The organism is Nitrincola tapanii (assembly GCF_008368715.1).
In the GTDB taxonomy this organism is placed as follows: domain Bacteria; phylum Pseudomonadota; class Gammaproteobacteria; order Pseudomonadales; family Balneatricaceae; genus Nitrincola; species Nitrincola tapanii.
Genome location: NZ_SMRS01000006.1, coordinates 76,227 through 90,437, shown reverse-complemented (window position 1 = coordinate 90,437; position 14,211 = coordinate 76,227). Strand labels below are relative to the sequence as shown.

The window sequence follows — 14,211 nt, the reverse complement described above, 5'->3', positions numbered from 1 at the left end:
ATTAAAAAACCTTTTTAAAGTTCTGATACCAGTCGACGAATGCCTGAATGCCTGTCTCAATCGTAGTGGTAGGCTTATAGTGCACCAGTTGCTCCAGCTGCGCAGTGTCAGCATAGGTTATTGGCACATCGCCGGGCTGCATTGGCAGATAGATTTTTTCTGCTTTTCGACCACAAGCGGTTTCAATCGCTTGAATAAATCGGCTGAGCTCTATCGGCTGATTATTACCAATATTGCAAATTCGATAGGGAGCTTGGTCGCCTTCTCTACCTTGTGGTGGTCGAGCCTGAATGCGGATAATACCTTCAACTATATCATCGATATAGGTAAAATCACGTTGCATTTTGCCATGGTTGAACACTTTTATTGGGCGGCCATTGAGAATGGCTTCGGTGAACAGCCAAGGAGCCATATCTGGACGTCCGGCAGGCCCATATACTGTGAAGAAACGTAATCCTGTTACGGGAATCTGATATAGATGAGCATAGGCATGAGCCATCAGTTCGTTTGACTTTTTAGTGGCCGCATAGAGTGAAACGGGATGATCAACAGAGTCTTGTTCACTAAAAGGTACTTTGCTATTCATGCCGTACACTGAGCTTGATGATGCAAAAACTAGATGGTCTATCGAATTTTGGCGGCATCCTTCCAAAATCGTGAGAGTGCCTGTCAAATTACTATCAGCATAGGTGAAAGGAGCTTCTAAAGAGTAACGTACACCGGCTTGCGCTGCTAAATGAATAACTCTTTGAAATTTCTCTTTATGAAATATTTCAGACATGGAATCTCTGTCTGAAATGTCGAGCCGAATAAAGCGAAAGTTTTTATTATTTTCTAACTGCAGCAGTCGATATTCTTTAAGCTCGTATGCATAGTAGTGATTAAGGTTATCAATGCCAACGACCTCATGCCCATCCTGTAGTAGACGTAACGTGGTATGCATACCCACAAAACCCGCAACACCTGTGACTAGATATTTCATCGGTCTTTTTTCTCGGTGTTTTGTGATTTGAGTACTTTTTGTTCATAACACTTGATCTGCCGCAAAAACCGACTGTACGCAAAGTTCATCGCGTAGATAAACCCCATCAGACCGCCGCGCCAGTAGCCACGGAAAAAATATCCAGAGATAAAAGATGTCCAGAAATCAGTGAGAATACGAAAACGGGAAGCTTTACGTCCGCGTGCAAGGAGGTCGGCGGCTTGTGCCTCGGTATAGTCGTTCATCTTTTCAATGCGATGGTAAAAAGAGCGCAGCGAGTCATGGGCAATACGGCCTTTGAGCTGTGTCGTTGTTGCCCCCTCCTGCATGATGACGCGATCATGAACAGGGCTTTCGCTGTAGCGGCCACGGCTTTTTCGATAGAGGCGCACGGGGTTATAGGGCGTGTAGGCGCTGAGCTGGTCGGTGAGGTAAAGGCGATCATGGATGGCCATGAAGTAGCCGTCTGCGGCCGGTGCTCCTGAGGTAAACAGACTGAGAATCTCGTCACGCAGCTCTGCTAGGATGCGTTCATCGGCATCAATGTTCAGAATCCAGTCGTTCTGTGCTTGGTCTTCGGCAAAACGCTTCTGTTGCCCATAACCTGGCCAGGCGTTAAAGATCACGCGTGCTCCGGCGGATTCGGCGACGGCTTGCGTTCCATCCTGGCTGCCGGAGTCAATCACAATCACCTCATCTACCCAATCGCGGACGCTGTGAATCGCCTGCTCGACACGATCGGCTTCGTTAAGAGTGATCAGGGTAACGCTGATGGGAAGCTTGGTTGTAGTCATGAGTTTGGCTTTTTCTGGGATGCGCAGGCGCTTTGTTGTAATCTTTGGCCATTTTCAATTGATTACTGGCCGAGCGCAAGTCTCGGTGTATCTGGGGCGGGGCATGTCGGCTATTCGCAGTCTGCAAATCATCGGAAGTCGGAAGTTAGGTGGCGCAGAAAGTTTTTTTATGCGTTTGCATCAAGCGATTCAGTCGCGACAGGATTTAGCGTCTTTAGCGGTTGTGCCGCCGAAAAGCGAGCTGCTTGCAGCTTTGGCGGAGCCTTATCGTACCAGCGCCATGCGCAGTGTGTTTGATCCCTTCTCGAAATATGGTTTGAGTCGCTTGATCCGACAGGAGCAGCCGGATCTGGTGCAAACCTGGATGGGTCGTGCGACGCGCTTAGTTAAGTTGGATCCGAAGCAAGGCCCTGTCCATGTTGCACGTTTAGGCGGATTTTATAATCCCAGTCAGTATCGTCATGCCCATGCTTGGATCGGAAATACCCAAGCCATTTGTCAGTATTTATTGGAGCAAGGGTTTCCTGCCAATAGGGTGTTCTATATCAGTAATTTTGTGCCAGAACCGGATTGGGTATCCGAGGAGGGCTTGGTTGAATACAGACGCCAACTGGGATTGACCGAAGCCGACAGCGTGATTTTTGCTTTGGGCCGTCTGCATGAGAATAAAGCCTTTGATACTCTAATTGATGCTTTCACACGCTTGCCTGAAGAGGTGAATGGCCGTCGGCTTCATCTTTTAATTGCTGGAGATGGCCCTTTACGTGCAGCAATAGAGCAACAGGTGGCCTTGTCGAATGCGCAGGCGCGTATCCATTTGTTGGGTTGGCAAAGTTCCCCGACACCCTGGTTTCAGTTAGCCGATTTATTTGTCTGCCCTTCGCGGCATGAGCCTTTAGGCAATGTGATCTTGGAGGCTTGGGCACATCGAATCCCGGTGCTGTCAACGCGCAGCAGTGGTGCCTTAGAGTTGATCGAAGAGGGCGTCAGCGGGGCCTTGGTGGATATTGATCGTCCTGACGCGATGGCGGCACAGATAGATGCCTGCTTACAGCTGCCTAGCTTGGAGCGAACGCATTGGGTCGAGTCAGCTTATGCTCATTTACAGGCTCATTATGGAGAGCAGCCGATTCTGGATGCTTACCAAGCCCTTTATCAAAAACTGTTATCGCGGAGTTTGTAACCATGTGTGGCATCCTGGGTGTGTTTCAACCGGGTCAAACACCCGATCCACAATGGATTGAAGCCATGTTGCTGCGCCTAGCGCATCGTGGTCCCGATGGTCAGGGACGCTTCCTTGAGGGGCCGGTGGGTTTAGGGCATGCGCGTTTGTCGATCATCGATCTTGAGCAGGGGCAGCAGCCTTTATTCAGTCAGGATGAGCGTTATGTGCTGGTTGCCAATGGTGAGATTTACAATGCCCCTGAACTGCGTGCGGATCAAATGGCACAGGGTTATCGTTTTAGAAGTGGATCGGACTGTGAAGCGATCTTACCCTTTGCAGGTCAAGCACCGGAGCGCTTGGCTCAGGCTCTTGAAGGGATGTTTGCGTTCGCCCTCTATGACCGTCAGGCCCAAAGTTTAACTCTGGTGCGCGATCGTTTTGGCATCAAGCCTTTGTATTATTGTTTGTTGCAGCCAGGCTTGGCTTTTGCCTCAGAAATTAAAGCGCTTTTACCCTGCTTACCGACGCCGCAAGTGGATTCCCTAGCGATCGCACGCTTTTTACAGATTAACTTTAATGCGGGAGAGAAGACGGCATTTCAGGGGATTCAGCGTCTGCCGCCGGGTGGTTATTTACATATGGATGCGCAAGGCCGCATCACGCAGGGAGTTTGGTGGTCTTTAACCGAGCAGTTAGCGCGAACAACGCCGTTCAAAGGCAGCTTGAACGATGCGGTTGAAGTGTTTGATCAGAAGTTACAAGCCTCATTAAATCGCCATTTACGCTCGGATGTGCCGGTAGGGTTGTTTCTCTCGGGAGGGGTGGATTCTGGAATACTGGCGACAGAGTTGGCACGCTTGCCGGCACAACAAGGTCGCCCCAAGGCTTGGAGTTTGGGTTTTGAGTCCGACAGTGTGCAAGATGAAGCGCAAGCCGCTGCAGAGATAGCACAGGCCAGTGGTTTAGAGCTGGAGTTGATTCGTGTGAATCCCATCGATTTATTTCAACGCTTGGTTTACACCACCTGGGCGGCGGATGAGTTAATGGGGGATTTTGCGTCCCTGCCTACCTTGGTTTTGGCAGAGGCGGCCAGTCAGAGCCATAAAGTGGTGCTGAGCGGTGAAGGTGGGGATGAAGTCTTTGCAGGCTATGGACGTTATCGTATGTCGAGTGTGCAGCGTTGGTTTTATGCTCTGCGTGCACCGGGCAGTGGCGGGTTTCGCACGCGTGGGCGTTTTGATCGCAAAGCCTTGCTGGCCTGGATGCGGCCAGAGCTACGTGAATCTTTGCAGCAACATTGGCGTGAGCCTTTTCAGCGCAGTTGGCATGAAGCGCGTCATCTTGGTCATCTGCAACGCATGCAATCGACCGATATACACACCTGGCTGGTCGATGATTTACTGGTCAAAGCCGACCGCATGCTGATGGTGGAAGGTGTGGAGGGACGCGTACCTTATCTGGATACGGAGCTGGCACTTTGGGGGCTGTCTTTACCTCCGGCGTTGAAAATTCAAGGACGCTTGGGTAAGCAGGTGCCGCGAGCTTGGTTGGCGCAACATCAGGCGGGTGTGAATGCGACGGGGCGGAAAAAAGGCTTTAGTGTACCGGTTGTGGATTGGGTGCGTTCCTTAAACCGACAGCAAATGGTGTACGTTTTCCAGCGTAGCGAGCTCATTCAGCAGGGATTTGATCTGGCGGTGGTGCAGGCGTATTTGCAGAAAGCACCGCTGTTAAGCAAACAGGTGGTTGAACCTCTGGCAGCCTTGCTGCAGCTGGCCATCTGGGAAAAGCTATTTCTGCAACACGCTGGGCGGCAACCGCCTAAGCGGGTTGAGCCCTTAAGCTGGTTGCTAGACTCTGAGTAAAGTCGTCCACTAGTTTGAAGGCGTGCGCTGATAAAGAAAATTCTTCCCCTTAGGGTGGCTCTTAAAGCGCCGGTGCATCCACATATACTGCAGTGGATCTTTGCGTATCGCTTTTTCAATTTCCGCGTTGATGCGGGTGGCGTCGGCGACCTCATCGCCGCTGGGGAAATCTTCCAGCACCGGGAAGAGTTCCAGCTCATAAGTGCCGTCGTTTAAACGATGCTGTGCCAGCATCAGAATGGGGGAGCCATTCAGTTTGGCCATGCGTGTCGTGGCGGTAATGCTGGCGGCAGGCACGCCAAAAAAAGGTGCCATGACGGATTGATGCAGACCAAAATCCTGATCCGGGGCATACCAAATAATATGATTCTTTTTCAGATTACGGATGACGCTGCGGATATCTGAGCGCTCGATCGCCTGACCAAAAAAGCGTGAACGTCCCTGCGTGATCACCTTTTCCAAGACCGGGTTGTTATTTCGACGGTACATGGCGTCTACCGGGTATTCAAAGCTAAACAATAAGCCGCCGAGATCCAGGGTGGAAAAGTGCGCACCCAGCAGAATCACACCGCGCTCCTGTTGCAGCGCGGCTTCTAAATGTTCACGTCCTTTCAGGAGATAACGCTGTTTGAACAGATTGGCTGGTGCCCACCAAGCCATCGCAGCTTCTAACAAGCCGATGCCGTTGTGACGAAACACCTCTTTCACACTCTGTGTGTGTGCTTCTTCTGTCCATTCGGGGAAGCATAAACGCAGGTTTACCTCGGTGACATGGCGGCGATCGCGCGCGAGGTGATACAGCGCCCAGCCGATGGCTTGGCCAATTTTGAGTTGCCAGCGATAAGGCAGGCGCACCAGTAAGCGTAGCACGCCCGTCCAGAGCCAAGTCAGCCAGTACTTGGGATGGCGCAGTGAGGGAGGGGTTTCTTTCTGCATAGCCTCTTCTGCTGAACCTCGTTCAATTTCTCCTAACACCGGGGCATTCTAACCTGTTATCCACATCAGGTGCAGTTATACTACGCCTTCCGTTTTACCGTCACAGAGAGATGTATGCAGTCAAAACGTACAAGTGATCAGCCAACAGGGTGGAGTGTCTATCGTCGACTTTTAGCCTATGTGTGTGGCTATTGGCCGATGTTTATCGTGGCGTTTGCCGGGTTTGCCCTCTATGCCGGCACCCAAACCGCCGCCGCAAAATGGTTGGAGCATTTTATTGATGCCGTCGAATCCGGCAATCTGGATCAGCGCGGCTGGCTGGCCTTGGCGATTATTCTGATCTTTTTTGTCAGAGGATTGGGGACGCTGTTGGGGAATTATGGTTTCTCCTATGTGGCACGTGCGGTGGTCAATCGTCTGCGCTGTCAGATGTTTGAGCATCTCTTGGTGCTGCCCTGTGCTTTTTATCAGCGCCATACTTCGGCTGAGCTCTTATCGCGCCTGACCTACAATGTTGAGCAGGTGACGGGCGCCGCCACCGATGCCTTAAAAACCGCAGTGCGAGAGGGGCTGACGGTGGTCGGGTTGTTTGGTTACATGCTCTATCTGAACTGGAAGCTGACTCTGTTATTCCTGCTAATAGCACCTCTGGTCGGGGCCGTGGTGGGGCTGACCTCAAAGCGTTTACGTCGCCTCAGTCACGGCATTCAGGACTCTGTGGGGGGGATCTCTTCTGCCGCGTCAGAGGCGATTAAAGGCTATCAGGTGGTGCGTATTTTTGGTGGTGCCGAAGCGGAGAGAGAACGCTTTCATAAGGTGTCAGAGCGTAACCGCAAGCAATATATGAAAATGGTGGTGACCCAGTCTATTTCTACGCCCGTGGTGCAGATGTTGGTGGCGGCGGTGGTGGCGCTCCTTACTTATATTGCTATGTCACCGAGCTTGCTGGCGTCTATGTCAACCGGGGAGTTTATTGCGTTTATCTCGGCCGCTTCTTTGATGGCCAAACCTATTCGTCAGTTGACCGAAATCAATAGCACGGTGCAGAAGGGCATCGCGGCCGCAGAAAGTTTTTTTGTTTTGTTTGATGAGCAGCCGGAACACAATACCGGCACCCGTCATCTGCAGCAAGCACGCGGACATCTGCAACTTCAGCAGGTCAGTTTCACCTATCCTGGCAGTGACACGGCGGCGTTAAAGTCGATCGATCTGGAAATTCGCCCGGGTGAAACCCTGGCACTGGTTGGGCGTTCGGGAAGTGGTAAATCCACCCTGGCAAGTTTGTTGCCGCGTTTTTATGAGCCAACACAAGGGCAGATTCTCTTTGACGGTCATCCCTTATCGGATTACACCCTATCGAGTTTGCGCAGTCAGATTGCTTTGGTTAATCAGCATGTGGTCTTGTTTGAAGGCAGCATTGCTGAAAATATCGCTTATGGTGCTTTGGCGGGTGCAACGCCTGAGCAGATTCAAGCGGCGGCGGATGCGGCGATGGTCAGTGAGTTCGCGCAACGTTTACCGGAGGGGTTGAATACCATCATCGGTGAGAATGGCCTCTCCCTATCGGGGGGGCAGCGTCAGCGCATTGCGATTGCCAGAGCTTTATTAAAAGACGCACCGCTGTTGATCCTGGATGAAGCCACTTCGGCTTTGGATACCGAGTCTGAGCGTTTTATTCAAACGGCTTTGGAGCGGGTGATTGCGAATCGCAGTACTCTGGTTATTGCCCATCGTTTATCGACGGTGGAGCGTGCGGATCGTATTCTGGTGATGGAGCAGGGCGAAGTGGTTGAGCAGGGTAGCCATAAAGAGTTGTTAGAGCAGAATGGCAGTTATGCCAAGTTGTATCGGATGCAGTTTAATGAGGAAGGTGCATGAAGCAGCCTCTACTGGCATCGAGCTATCCACGCATTATTCTAGGCTTGTTGCTGCTACATGCCAGCCTTTGGACACTGATTCCCGCCTGGACAGGTTATAGCCTACCTCTGGATGTAGTCGAAGGTCTCTTCTGGGGGCAGGAGTGGCAGTGGGGATATTACAAACATCCCCCCTTGCCCGCTTGGTTGATCCAGCTTTCCTGGATGGGGCTAGGGGATTATGGCCCTTTCTTTCTCAGTCAGCTGTCTATTTTGTTCACGCTCTTGTTTGTGGGTTTGTTGGGGCGGCGTTTACTCGGGGCTGAGGCGGCCTGGCTGGGGATTTTGTTAACGCTAGGGGTCTATTACTTTATTTGGCCAACGCCTGAATACAATCATAACATTGCGCAGATGCCATTTTGGGCGGCGGCAGTTTGGTTGTTTCACCGTGGGATTCACTCGGGTGCTTATCGTGACTGGCTGGCCTTAGGTCTGGTCGTGGGGTTAGGCATGCTGACCAAGTATGTCATGGTCATGCTGCTGGCGAGTATGTGTTTATATCTGTTGATCACGCCGAAGGCGCGTGTGCAGTTGCAGCGGTTGCCTCTGTGGACGGGTGTGCTCTTGTCTTTGGCAGTGTTTGCACCCCATCTGGTCTGGTTGATTCAGAATGATTTCTTGCCCTTAACCTATATGTCGCAGCGCTCTGGCGAGGCCTTGACCTGGTCGCAGCGCTTCTATTCTCCGGCCAAGTTTTTATTGGTGCAGTTGTTGGATCATCTACCGGTGTTTTTGATCTTGGCACTGGCCGGATTGTTCACGCGTGATCTCTGGTCTCGTCACGCCAGTGCCGCAGATGAGCGCCGCTTTCTTTGGGTGTTGGGTCTAGGGCCGGCTTTTTTTACTGTGCTTTGGGCGCTGTTTGGCGGCAATGGGTTGCGTGATATGTGGGGCACGCCGATGTGGAACCTGTCTGGGTTGTTGCTGGTGTGTTGGTGGCGTTTACCCTTGTCTATAGAGCGCGGACAGAAATTGCTGAAGGTCATGAGCCTGTATCTGTTGCTGATGCTCTTGCTTTATACCCTCGTGCATGCCCTCCTGCCCCATTTCAAAACTAAGCCTTCACGTACCGGTTGGCCGGATAAAGCGATGGCTCAAGCCCTAGCCTCAGTCTGGCAAGCGGAAACAGGCTGTACCCGTGTGGGAGTGGTGGCCGGGGATTATTGGTTAGCGGGTTTGGCTTCTCTGCGTTTAGAGGCGAGGCCCTCAGTCTGGATTCAAGGCCAGTATGCCTATTCGCCCTGGATTACACCGGAGCGCATTGCTGAACAGGGGGTGCTTTGGATTTGGCAAGGCCAGGCGGAGCAGCCCGCTGCGCTGCAGGCCCTGTTACAAGATTCTCTGCTACAAACCCCTGCAGCGATTGAACCTGCTCAAGGGGTGCTGGAGCTGGAGTGGCCGCGTGGTCGTGCCGCACCTTTGGAACTGCATTGGGCGTTAATGCCACCCCGTCATTGCCCTTAAGCGTTTGCTTGCTGATTAAGATGGGGCTGCAGCAGAGCTTCTAAACGGGCTAAAGCGCCACTCTGCTTGGCTAGGTAGTGAGCCGCTGCCTGCCCTGCTGCTTGAGCGGCATCGGGGTTTTGTAACCCCTGCCTTAGGTGAGCACAGAGTTCCTTGGCTGAAGCGCAGGCTTGCAAACCTCCTGCCTCGATCAATCCCTGGGTAATCTCGGCAAAGTTGAAGGTATGGGCTCCGCAGAGCAGAGGTTTTTGCAAGAGTGCCGGCTCTAACGGATTGTGGCCGCCATGCGGAATCAGGGAGCCACCCACAAACACCAGATCACTGGCGGCATAGAGGCTCATGAGTTCGCCCATCGTATCCCCAAGATAGACCTGAACCTCGCGCTTAAGGGGTAAATTTGCACTGCGTCTGTGTCCGCATAGCCCTACGCGCGTGATCTCTTCTGCTACGGCATCAAAGCGCTCGGGATGGCGCGGGACTAAAATCAGGAGTAAATCAGGAAACTCGTGCAGGAGTTCTTGATGAATCTGCAAGAGTTGTTTTTCTTCTGGATCATGGGTGCTCGCGCCGATCCAAACAGGGCGTTCAGCCCCCCAGGCTTGGCGTAAAGCGGCACCGGTTTGCAGCCATTCAGGATTCAGCTGCAAATCAAATTTGATGCTACCGGTAATCTGGCTTTTCTCGGGTGCTAAACCCAGCGCGTAAAAACGTTCGGCATCTTGAGCATTTTGTACCGCTACCGTCGTGAGGCTTTCCAGCATCTGGCGTGTGAGCTTTGCAAAACGAGCATAACCGCGCGCCGAACGTTCGGATAAGCGTGCATTCGCAAGGATCACGGGAATCTGTTGCTGGCGGCAGGCGTGTAATAAATTGGGCCAGAGTTCGGTTTCGACGATCAAACAGGCACGCGGTTGGCTGCGCCGGATAAAGGCTCGTAAAGCCCAAGGCAGATCATAAGGGCAATAGCGGTGGCAGACACGCGAGCCTAAGGCGGCTTGAACCCGTTCGGCGCCGGTGGGTGTCATGGTGGTGATGAGAATAGGGAGATTGGGCTGGTGCTGCAGTAGGCGTTTGACCAAAGGCAGAATGGCAATCACCTCACCCACCGAGACGGCATGTATCCAGAGGGGGTGGTGTGGAAGAGGGCCGCTCCCGGCACCTCCAAAACGCTCGCGCCAGCGCTGGCGGTAAGCTGGGGCGCGACGTCCACGCCACCAGAGTTTAAGCACTAGGCCAGGGATCAGAAGATGCCAGAGCAGCGTATAGATAAATCGATTCAAACCCTTGAATTCCTCATGATCGATGCGGTGCTAAGCCAAAGAATATAGTTTACCATTATCCTTCTTAAGCGGAATGCCTATCGGATAAGCGGATGTCAGAGATCAGATCCCAAGCCCTCAATGCGTTATTAAAACCTCGTGAGCTGGAGCGACCACCTCGTATCACCTGTATTTTGCCGGCCTATAACGAAGCGGAAAATTTGCAGCAGATGGTGCCCTTGCTTTGTGAGGTTTTGCCTAACCTATCCAGCGACTTTGAAATTCTGGTCGTGGATGATGGCAGTCGTGATGCCACCGCAGGCGTAGTGGTCGCCATGTCGGATCTGTATCCGGTGTCTTTACTGGCGCTTTCGCGCAATTTTGGCAAAGAAGCGGCGATGAGTGCCGGGCTGGATCATGCCGAAGGTGATCTGGTGATCTTGATGGATTCGGATATGCAGCATCCTGTAGAGATGCTGGAGGTCTTCTACCAGCATTGGTTAGAGGGGTATGACATGGTGTATGGCATACGTGCCGACCGCTCCGATGAGCATCCGCTGAAACGTCGTTTAACCCATCTTTTTTATCAGGCGCTGAGCCGCAGCGCTGAGGTTGAGATTCAAGCGAATGCGGGTGATTTCCGTTTGATGGATGCGCGAGTGGTGAAAGCTCTACGCGCTCTGCCAGAGCGCAAGCGTATGATGAAAGGGCTGTTTGCTTGGGTCGGTTTTCGTAGTATCGGCGTGCCCTTTAAGGTTAATCCACGTTTCAGTGGTGCGACCAGTTTTGGTTTAAGACGCCTATCCTCTCTGGCCTTGACGGGAATTACCGCTTTTAGCAGTGCGCCCCTACGAATTTGGATGATTATTGGTATTATCATTTCACTCTTGGCGATGGGATATGCTTTGCTGGTGGTGCTCAGCACTCTGTTGCTTGGCAGTGATGTGCCGGGTTGGCCTACTTTGGTGGCCGGTATTGGCTTCTTGGGGGGCATGCAGCTGCTTTCGGTGGGGATTCTGGGTGAGTATATCTCGCGTATCTTTGCCGAAGTGAAAGGGCGTCCGGTGTATCTTGTCTCTGATTATATTCGTTCCTCAAAAACGCCTTCTGCGCAGTCCGAGATGACCGCACCTGCCGCGATCCCCGTTCAGGATGCTGACTAGATGCTCAGGCAGTTGCTGCGTTTTGGTGGAGTGGGGATGACGGCGCTTGTGCTGCACTGGTGTGTGGTGCTGCTGCTGGTGCCTTTCGGGATGGCACCGCTGGTGGCGAATGTCTTTGCCTTTTTGTTGGCATTTCAGGTCAGTTATTTTGGGCATCGTATTCTGACGTTTGGTGCGCAGGCGATCCCGCATCGACAAACTTTTCCGCGCTTTGCCAGTGTGGCGGGTTTAAGTTTTCTAGTGAATGAAAGTCTGTATGCGATCTTACTGACCTGGACCCCTCTGGGTTACCAGTGGGCTTTGTTGTTGGTGTTGGCTTTAGTCGCTGCGCTGACCTTTGTACTGAGTCGTTATTGGGCCTTTGCCGCATGAAAACCTACGTACTCTGCGCCGACGACTTTGGCTATTCCGAGGCGGTGAATCGCGGCATCTTGGATCTGGTGGCCAAGGGACGTTTGAGTGCGGTGAGCTGTATGAGTGATCGGGCTGCTTGGCCGGAGGCGGCTCAGGCTCTGCAACCTTATGCTAATCAGGTGGCGGTGGGATTGCACTTTAATCTGACCGAGACACAGAAGCCGATCCCTCTGGTCAAGTTGATGCAACAGTCGTTCAGCGGTCGTATTGATCAGCAATATGTTGAAATGGCGTTGTTGTTGCAGTTGGATGCGTTTGAGCAGGCTTGGGGGCGGGCACCGGATTTTGTTGATGGTCATCAGCATGTACATATCTTTCGGGGTATTCGTGAAACGCTTTTGCACTGCTTGCAGCAACGCTATCCCAATCAAAAGCCTTGGCTACGCCAGGTAAACCCCTCCCTCAGTGGACACGATGCGACCCTAAAAGCCCTTGTCTTGCGTGCGCTTGGGCAGGGCTTTAGTGCTCAGGCACAAGCCGCCGGTTTTCGACTCTCGGCGCATTTTGCCGGACTCTATTCGCTGAATCCGCAAGCCGATTTCCCTAAGCTTTTGGGTCATTGGTTGACGGCTCTGCCAGAGGGGACGTTGATTATGTGTCACCCGGGGGCTTTGTCACCCGCGCAAACGGGCATGGCTCTGACGCGGCGCCAGGAGTATGACTGGCTCGCCAGTGACGCATTTGCACGCGATCTCAAGCAGCGACATCTTCACCTGAGCCCAACCCCGGCATTCGTCTAAGTTCAGGTCTGCCCAAGCTCCCTTTGCTCAGGCTATAATGCTGGGTTAATTCGTTTATAAAAGCTTCAGATCCCGAACGCTGAGGCTCCATCCCTTTTTGATGCCTGAGGTGTTTGCCCATGATCAGATATATTTGGCCCCTGCTGTTGCTAAGTCTTGTGCTTTTGGCCGGCTGTGGGAACAAAGGCCCTTTGTATCTACCGCAGCACACTGAACAGGCACAGCAGGCAGAATGAGACAGAACATGGATAGCTTTACCTATCAGAATGGCCGCCTTTGTTGTGAAGAAGTCGTGCTGGAAAAAATTGCGGCAAGCCTGGGTACTCCGACCTATGTGTATTCGCGTGATGCGATCGAGCGAGCTTATCTCAGTTATGCTCAAGCCCTTGAGGGCCAGGATGCCTTGGTCTGCTTTGCAGTGAAGGCCAACTCCAATCTGGCCGTGTTGAATGTTTTAGCTCGCCTGGGCGCCGGCTTTGATATCGTCTCCCAAGGTGAGTTGGAGCGTGTACTGCGTGCCGGCGGGGATCCAAGCAAGATTGTGTTCTCGGGTGTGGGTAAACAGCCCGCCGAGATTCAGCGTGCGCTGGAAGTGGGCATCTTCTGCTTTAACATTGAATCGGATGCCGAGTTGGATCGTGTCAATGAAGTGGCTTTGGCACTGGGCAAGGTGGCCCCGGTTTCGTTCCGCGTGAATCCGGATGTTGACGCTAAAACGCATCCCTATATCTCGACTGGGCTGAAAGAAAACAAGTTTGGTATCGATATCGATCATGCGCGTGCGGTCTATCGCCGTGCGGCCACCCTGCCCGGTGTCGAAGTGGTCGGTATGGATTGTCACATAGGTTCGCAGCTCACCGAAATCAGACCTTTTCTAGATGCCCTGGAGCGCCTGCTAAAGTTGATAGATGAGTTGGCAGAAGACGGCATCTCGATTCATCATCTTGATCTGGGAGGGGGCTTAGGAGTGTGTTACACCGACGAGCAGCCGCCTTCGCCAGATGAGTATGTGGCCGCCGTCCTGGAAAAACTGGCAGGGCGTCAGATCAAGCTGGTTTTTGAGCCTGGTCGCTCGATTGTGGCGAATGCCGGGGTCTTACTGACGCAGGTTGAATTTCTTAAACACACGGGCGATAAACACTTCGCGATCATAGATGCCGCGATGAATGATCTAATCCGCCCCTCTCTCTACAACGCTTATCAAGAGATCGTGCCCTTAACCCTGCGCGAAGAGGGTGAAGCCTTAGCCTGGGATCTAGTCGGGCCAGTATGCGAAACGGGTGACTTCCTGGGCAAAAATCGCTTGTTGAACTTAGAGCCAGGTGATCTCTTAGCCGTGTGTTCTGCGGGAGCCTATGGTTTTGTGATGGCATCCAACTACAACACGCGCTGTAAGCCTGCGGAAGTGATGGTCGATGATAATCAGTTTTATCTTGTGCGTGAACGTGAGCGCCTAAGTGATCTGATGAAAGGCGAGCATACCCTCCCAGCAGATCGTTGAGCGGAGAGTCAG

Annotated in this window: 13 protein-coding genes; 9 read left to right on the top strand and 4 right to left on the bottom strand. The window is 52.6% G+C overall.

Features of this window, described 5'->3' with window-relative positions:
• Position 1: 1 nt before the first annotated feature.
• Together E1H14_RS08790 and E1H14_RS08785 are read right to left on the bottom strand one after the other, a co-directional pair.
• Positions 2-982, bottom strand: coding sequence for an NAD-dependent epimerase (locus E1H14_RS08790; RefSeq protein WP_149391093.1), 981 nt, complete (start codon positions 980-982; stop codon positions 2-4).
• Positions 979-1,776, bottom strand: a complete 798-nt coding sequence (locus E1H14_RS08785) for a glycosyltransferase family 2 protein (RefSeq protein ID WP_149391092.1) — start codon at positions 1,774-1,776, stop codon at positions 979-981. Before E1H14_RS08785 ends, E1H14_RS08790 begins: the two co-directional genes overlap by 4 nt.
• On the opposite strand from E1H14_RS08785, the gene E1H14_RS08780 reads away from it, so the two are divergent.
• Together E1H14_RS08780 and asnB are read left to right on the top strand one after the other, a co-directional pair.
• Positions 1,775-2,959 carry a glycosyltransferase gene (locus E1H14_RS08780; RefSeq protein ID WP_200834074.1) on the top strand — a complete coding sequence of 395 codons (1,185 nt, stop codon included), beginning with the start codon at positions 1,775-1,777 and terminating at the stop codon, positions 2,957-2,959. The genes E1H14_RS08785 and E1H14_RS08780 overlap by 2 nt on opposite strands.
• 2 nt (positions 2,960-2,961) lie before the next feature.
• The gene (gene asnB, locus E1H14_RS08775) at positions 2,962-4,806 is read left to right on the top strand and encodes an asparagine synthase (glutamine-hydrolyzing) (protein WP_149391091.1); all 1,845 of its coding nucleotides are present in this window, start codon (positions 2,962-2,964) and stop codon (positions 4,804-4,806) included.
• 9 nt (positions 4,807-4,815) lie between these two features.
• Here asnB and lpxL read toward each other — a convergent pair whose 3' ends face one another.
• Positions 4,816-5,742: an LpxL/LpxP family Kdo(2)-lipid IV(A) lauroyl/palmitoleoyl acyltransferase gene (gene lpxL, locus E1H14_RS08770; protein ID WP_149391090.1), complete on the bottom strand. Its 927-nt coding sequence runs from the start codon at positions 5,740-5,742 to the stop codon at positions 4,816-4,818.
• A 114-nt stretch (positions 5,743-5,856) separates the two neighbouring features.
• Between lpxL and msbA the strand changes: the two genes are divergently transcribed.
• Both msbA and E1H14_RS08760 read left to right on the top strand, forming a co-directional pair.
• Positions 5,857-7,620 (top strand): lipid A export permease/ATP-binding protein MsbA, encoded by a 1,764-nt coding sequence (gene msbA, locus E1H14_RS08765; RefSeq protein ID WP_149391089.1) that lies wholly within the window; start codon positions 5,857-5,859, stop codon positions 7,618-7,620.
• Positions 7,617-9,122 carry a glycosyltransferase family 39 protein gene (locus E1H14_RS08760; protein ID WP_149391088.1) on the top strand — a complete coding sequence of 502 codons (1,506 nt, stop codon included), beginning with the start codon at positions 7,617-7,619 and terminating at the stop codon, positions 9,120-9,122. Before msbA ends, E1H14_RS08760 begins: the two co-directional genes overlap by 4 nt.
• Here E1H14_RS08760 and waaA read toward each other — a convergent pair.
• Positions 9,119-10,402 (bottom strand): lipid IV(A) 3-deoxy-D-manno-octulosonic acid transferase, encoded by a 1,284-nt coding sequence (waaA, locus tag E1H14_RS08755; RefSeq protein ID WP_149391087.1) that lies wholly within the window; start codon positions 10,400-10,402, stop codon positions 9,119-9,121. The genes E1H14_RS08760 and waaA overlap by 4 nt on opposite strands.
• 92 nt (positions 10,403-10,494) lie before the next feature.
• On the opposite strand from waaA, the gene E1H14_RS08750 reads away from it, so the two are divergent.
• The 5 genes from E1H14_RS08750 to lysA all read left to right on the top strand — a co-directional run bounded on the left by E1H14_RS08750 (position 10,495) and on the right by lysA (position 14,199).
• Positions 10,495-11,544 carry a glycosyltransferase family 2 protein gene (locus E1H14_RS08750; protein ID WP_149391086.1) on the top strand — a complete coding sequence of 350 codons (1,050 nt, stop codon included), beginning with the start codon at positions 10,495-10,497 and terminating at the stop codon, positions 11,542-11,544.
• The gene (locus E1H14_RS08745) at positions 11,545-11,916 is read left to right on the top strand and encodes a GtrA family protein (RefSeq protein WP_149391085.1); all 372 of its coding nucleotides are present in this window, start codon (positions 11,545-11,547) and stop codon (positions 11,914-11,916) included.
• Positions 11,913-12,698 carry a ChbG/HpnK family deacetylase gene (locus E1H14_RS08740; protein WP_149391084.1) on the top strand — a complete coding sequence of 262 codons (786 nt, stop codon included), beginning with the start codon at positions 11,913-11,915 and terminating at the stop codon, positions 12,696-12,698. The genes E1H14_RS08745 and E1H14_RS08740 overlap by 4 nt, the downstream gene beginning before the upstream one ends.
• Before the next feature lie 119 nt (positions 12,699-12,817).
• Positions 12,818-12,934 (top strand): LPS translocon maturation chaperone LptM, encoded by a 117-nt coding sequence (lptM, locus tag E1H14_RS13415; RefSeq protein WP_149391083.1) that lies wholly within the window; start codon positions 12,818-12,820, stop codon positions 12,932-12,934.
• 8 nt (positions 12,935-12,942) lie between these two features.
• Positions 12,943-14,199: a diaminopimelate decarboxylase gene (lysA, locus tag E1H14_RS08730; protein ID WP_149391082.1), complete on the top strand. Its 1,257-nt coding sequence runs from the start codon at positions 12,943-12,945 to the stop codon at positions 14,197-14,199.
• Positions 14,200-14,211: the final 12 nt, after the last annotated feature.

What these genes read in the sequence shown, in the direction of transcription:
- E1H14_RS08790 (WP_149391093.1), bottom strand. Translation starts at nt 982, where the DNA reads ATGAAATATCTAGTCACAGGTGTTGCGGGTTTTGTGGGTATGCATACC.
- E1H14_RS08780 (WP_200834074.1), top strand. Translation starts at nt 1,775, where the DNA reads ATGAGTTTGGCTTTTTCTGGGATGCGCAGGCGCTTTGTTGTAATCTTT.
- E1H14_RS08785 (WP_149391092.1), bottom strand. Translation starts at nt 1,776, where the DNA reads ATGACTACAACCAAGCTTCCCATCAGCGTTACCCTGATCACTCTTAAC.
- asnB (WP_149391091.1), top strand. Translation starts at nt 2,962, where the DNA reads ATGTGTGGCATCCTGGGTGTGTTTCAACCGGGTCAAACACCCGATCCA.
- lpxL (WP_149391090.1), bottom strand. Translation starts at nt 5,742, where the DNA reads ATGCAGAAAGAAACCCCTCCCTCACTGCGCCATCCCAAGTACTGGCTG.
- msbA (WP_149391089.1), top strand. Translation starts at nt 5,857, where the DNA reads ATGCAGTCAAAACGTACAAGTGATCAGCCAACAGGGTGGAGTGTCTAT.
- E1H14_RS08760 (WP_149391088.1), top strand. Translation starts at nt 7,617, where the DNA reads ATGAAGCAGCCTCTACTGGCATCGAGCTATCCACGCATTATTCTAGGC.
- E1H14_RS08750 (WP_149391086.1), top strand. Translation starts at nt 10,495, where the DNA reads ATGTCAGAGATCAGATCCCAAGCCCTCAATGCGTTATTAAAACCTCGT.
- E1H14_RS08745 (WP_149391085.1), top strand. Translation starts at nt 11,545, where the DNA reads ATGCTCAGGCAGTTGCTGCGTTTTGGTGGAGTGGGGATGACGGCGCTT.
- E1H14_RS08740 (WP_149391084.1), top strand. Translation starts at nt 11,913, where the DNA reads ATGAAAACCTACGTACTCTGCGCCGACGACTTTGGCTATTCCGAGGCG.
- lptM (WP_149391083.1), top strand. Translation starts at nt 12,818, where the DNA reads ATGATCAGATATATTTGGCCCCTGCTGTTGCTAAGTCTTGTGCTTTTG.
- lysA (WP_149391082.1), top strand. Translation starts at nt 12,943, where the DNA reads ATGGATAGCTTTACCTATCAGAATGGCCGCCTTTGTTGTGAAGAAGTC.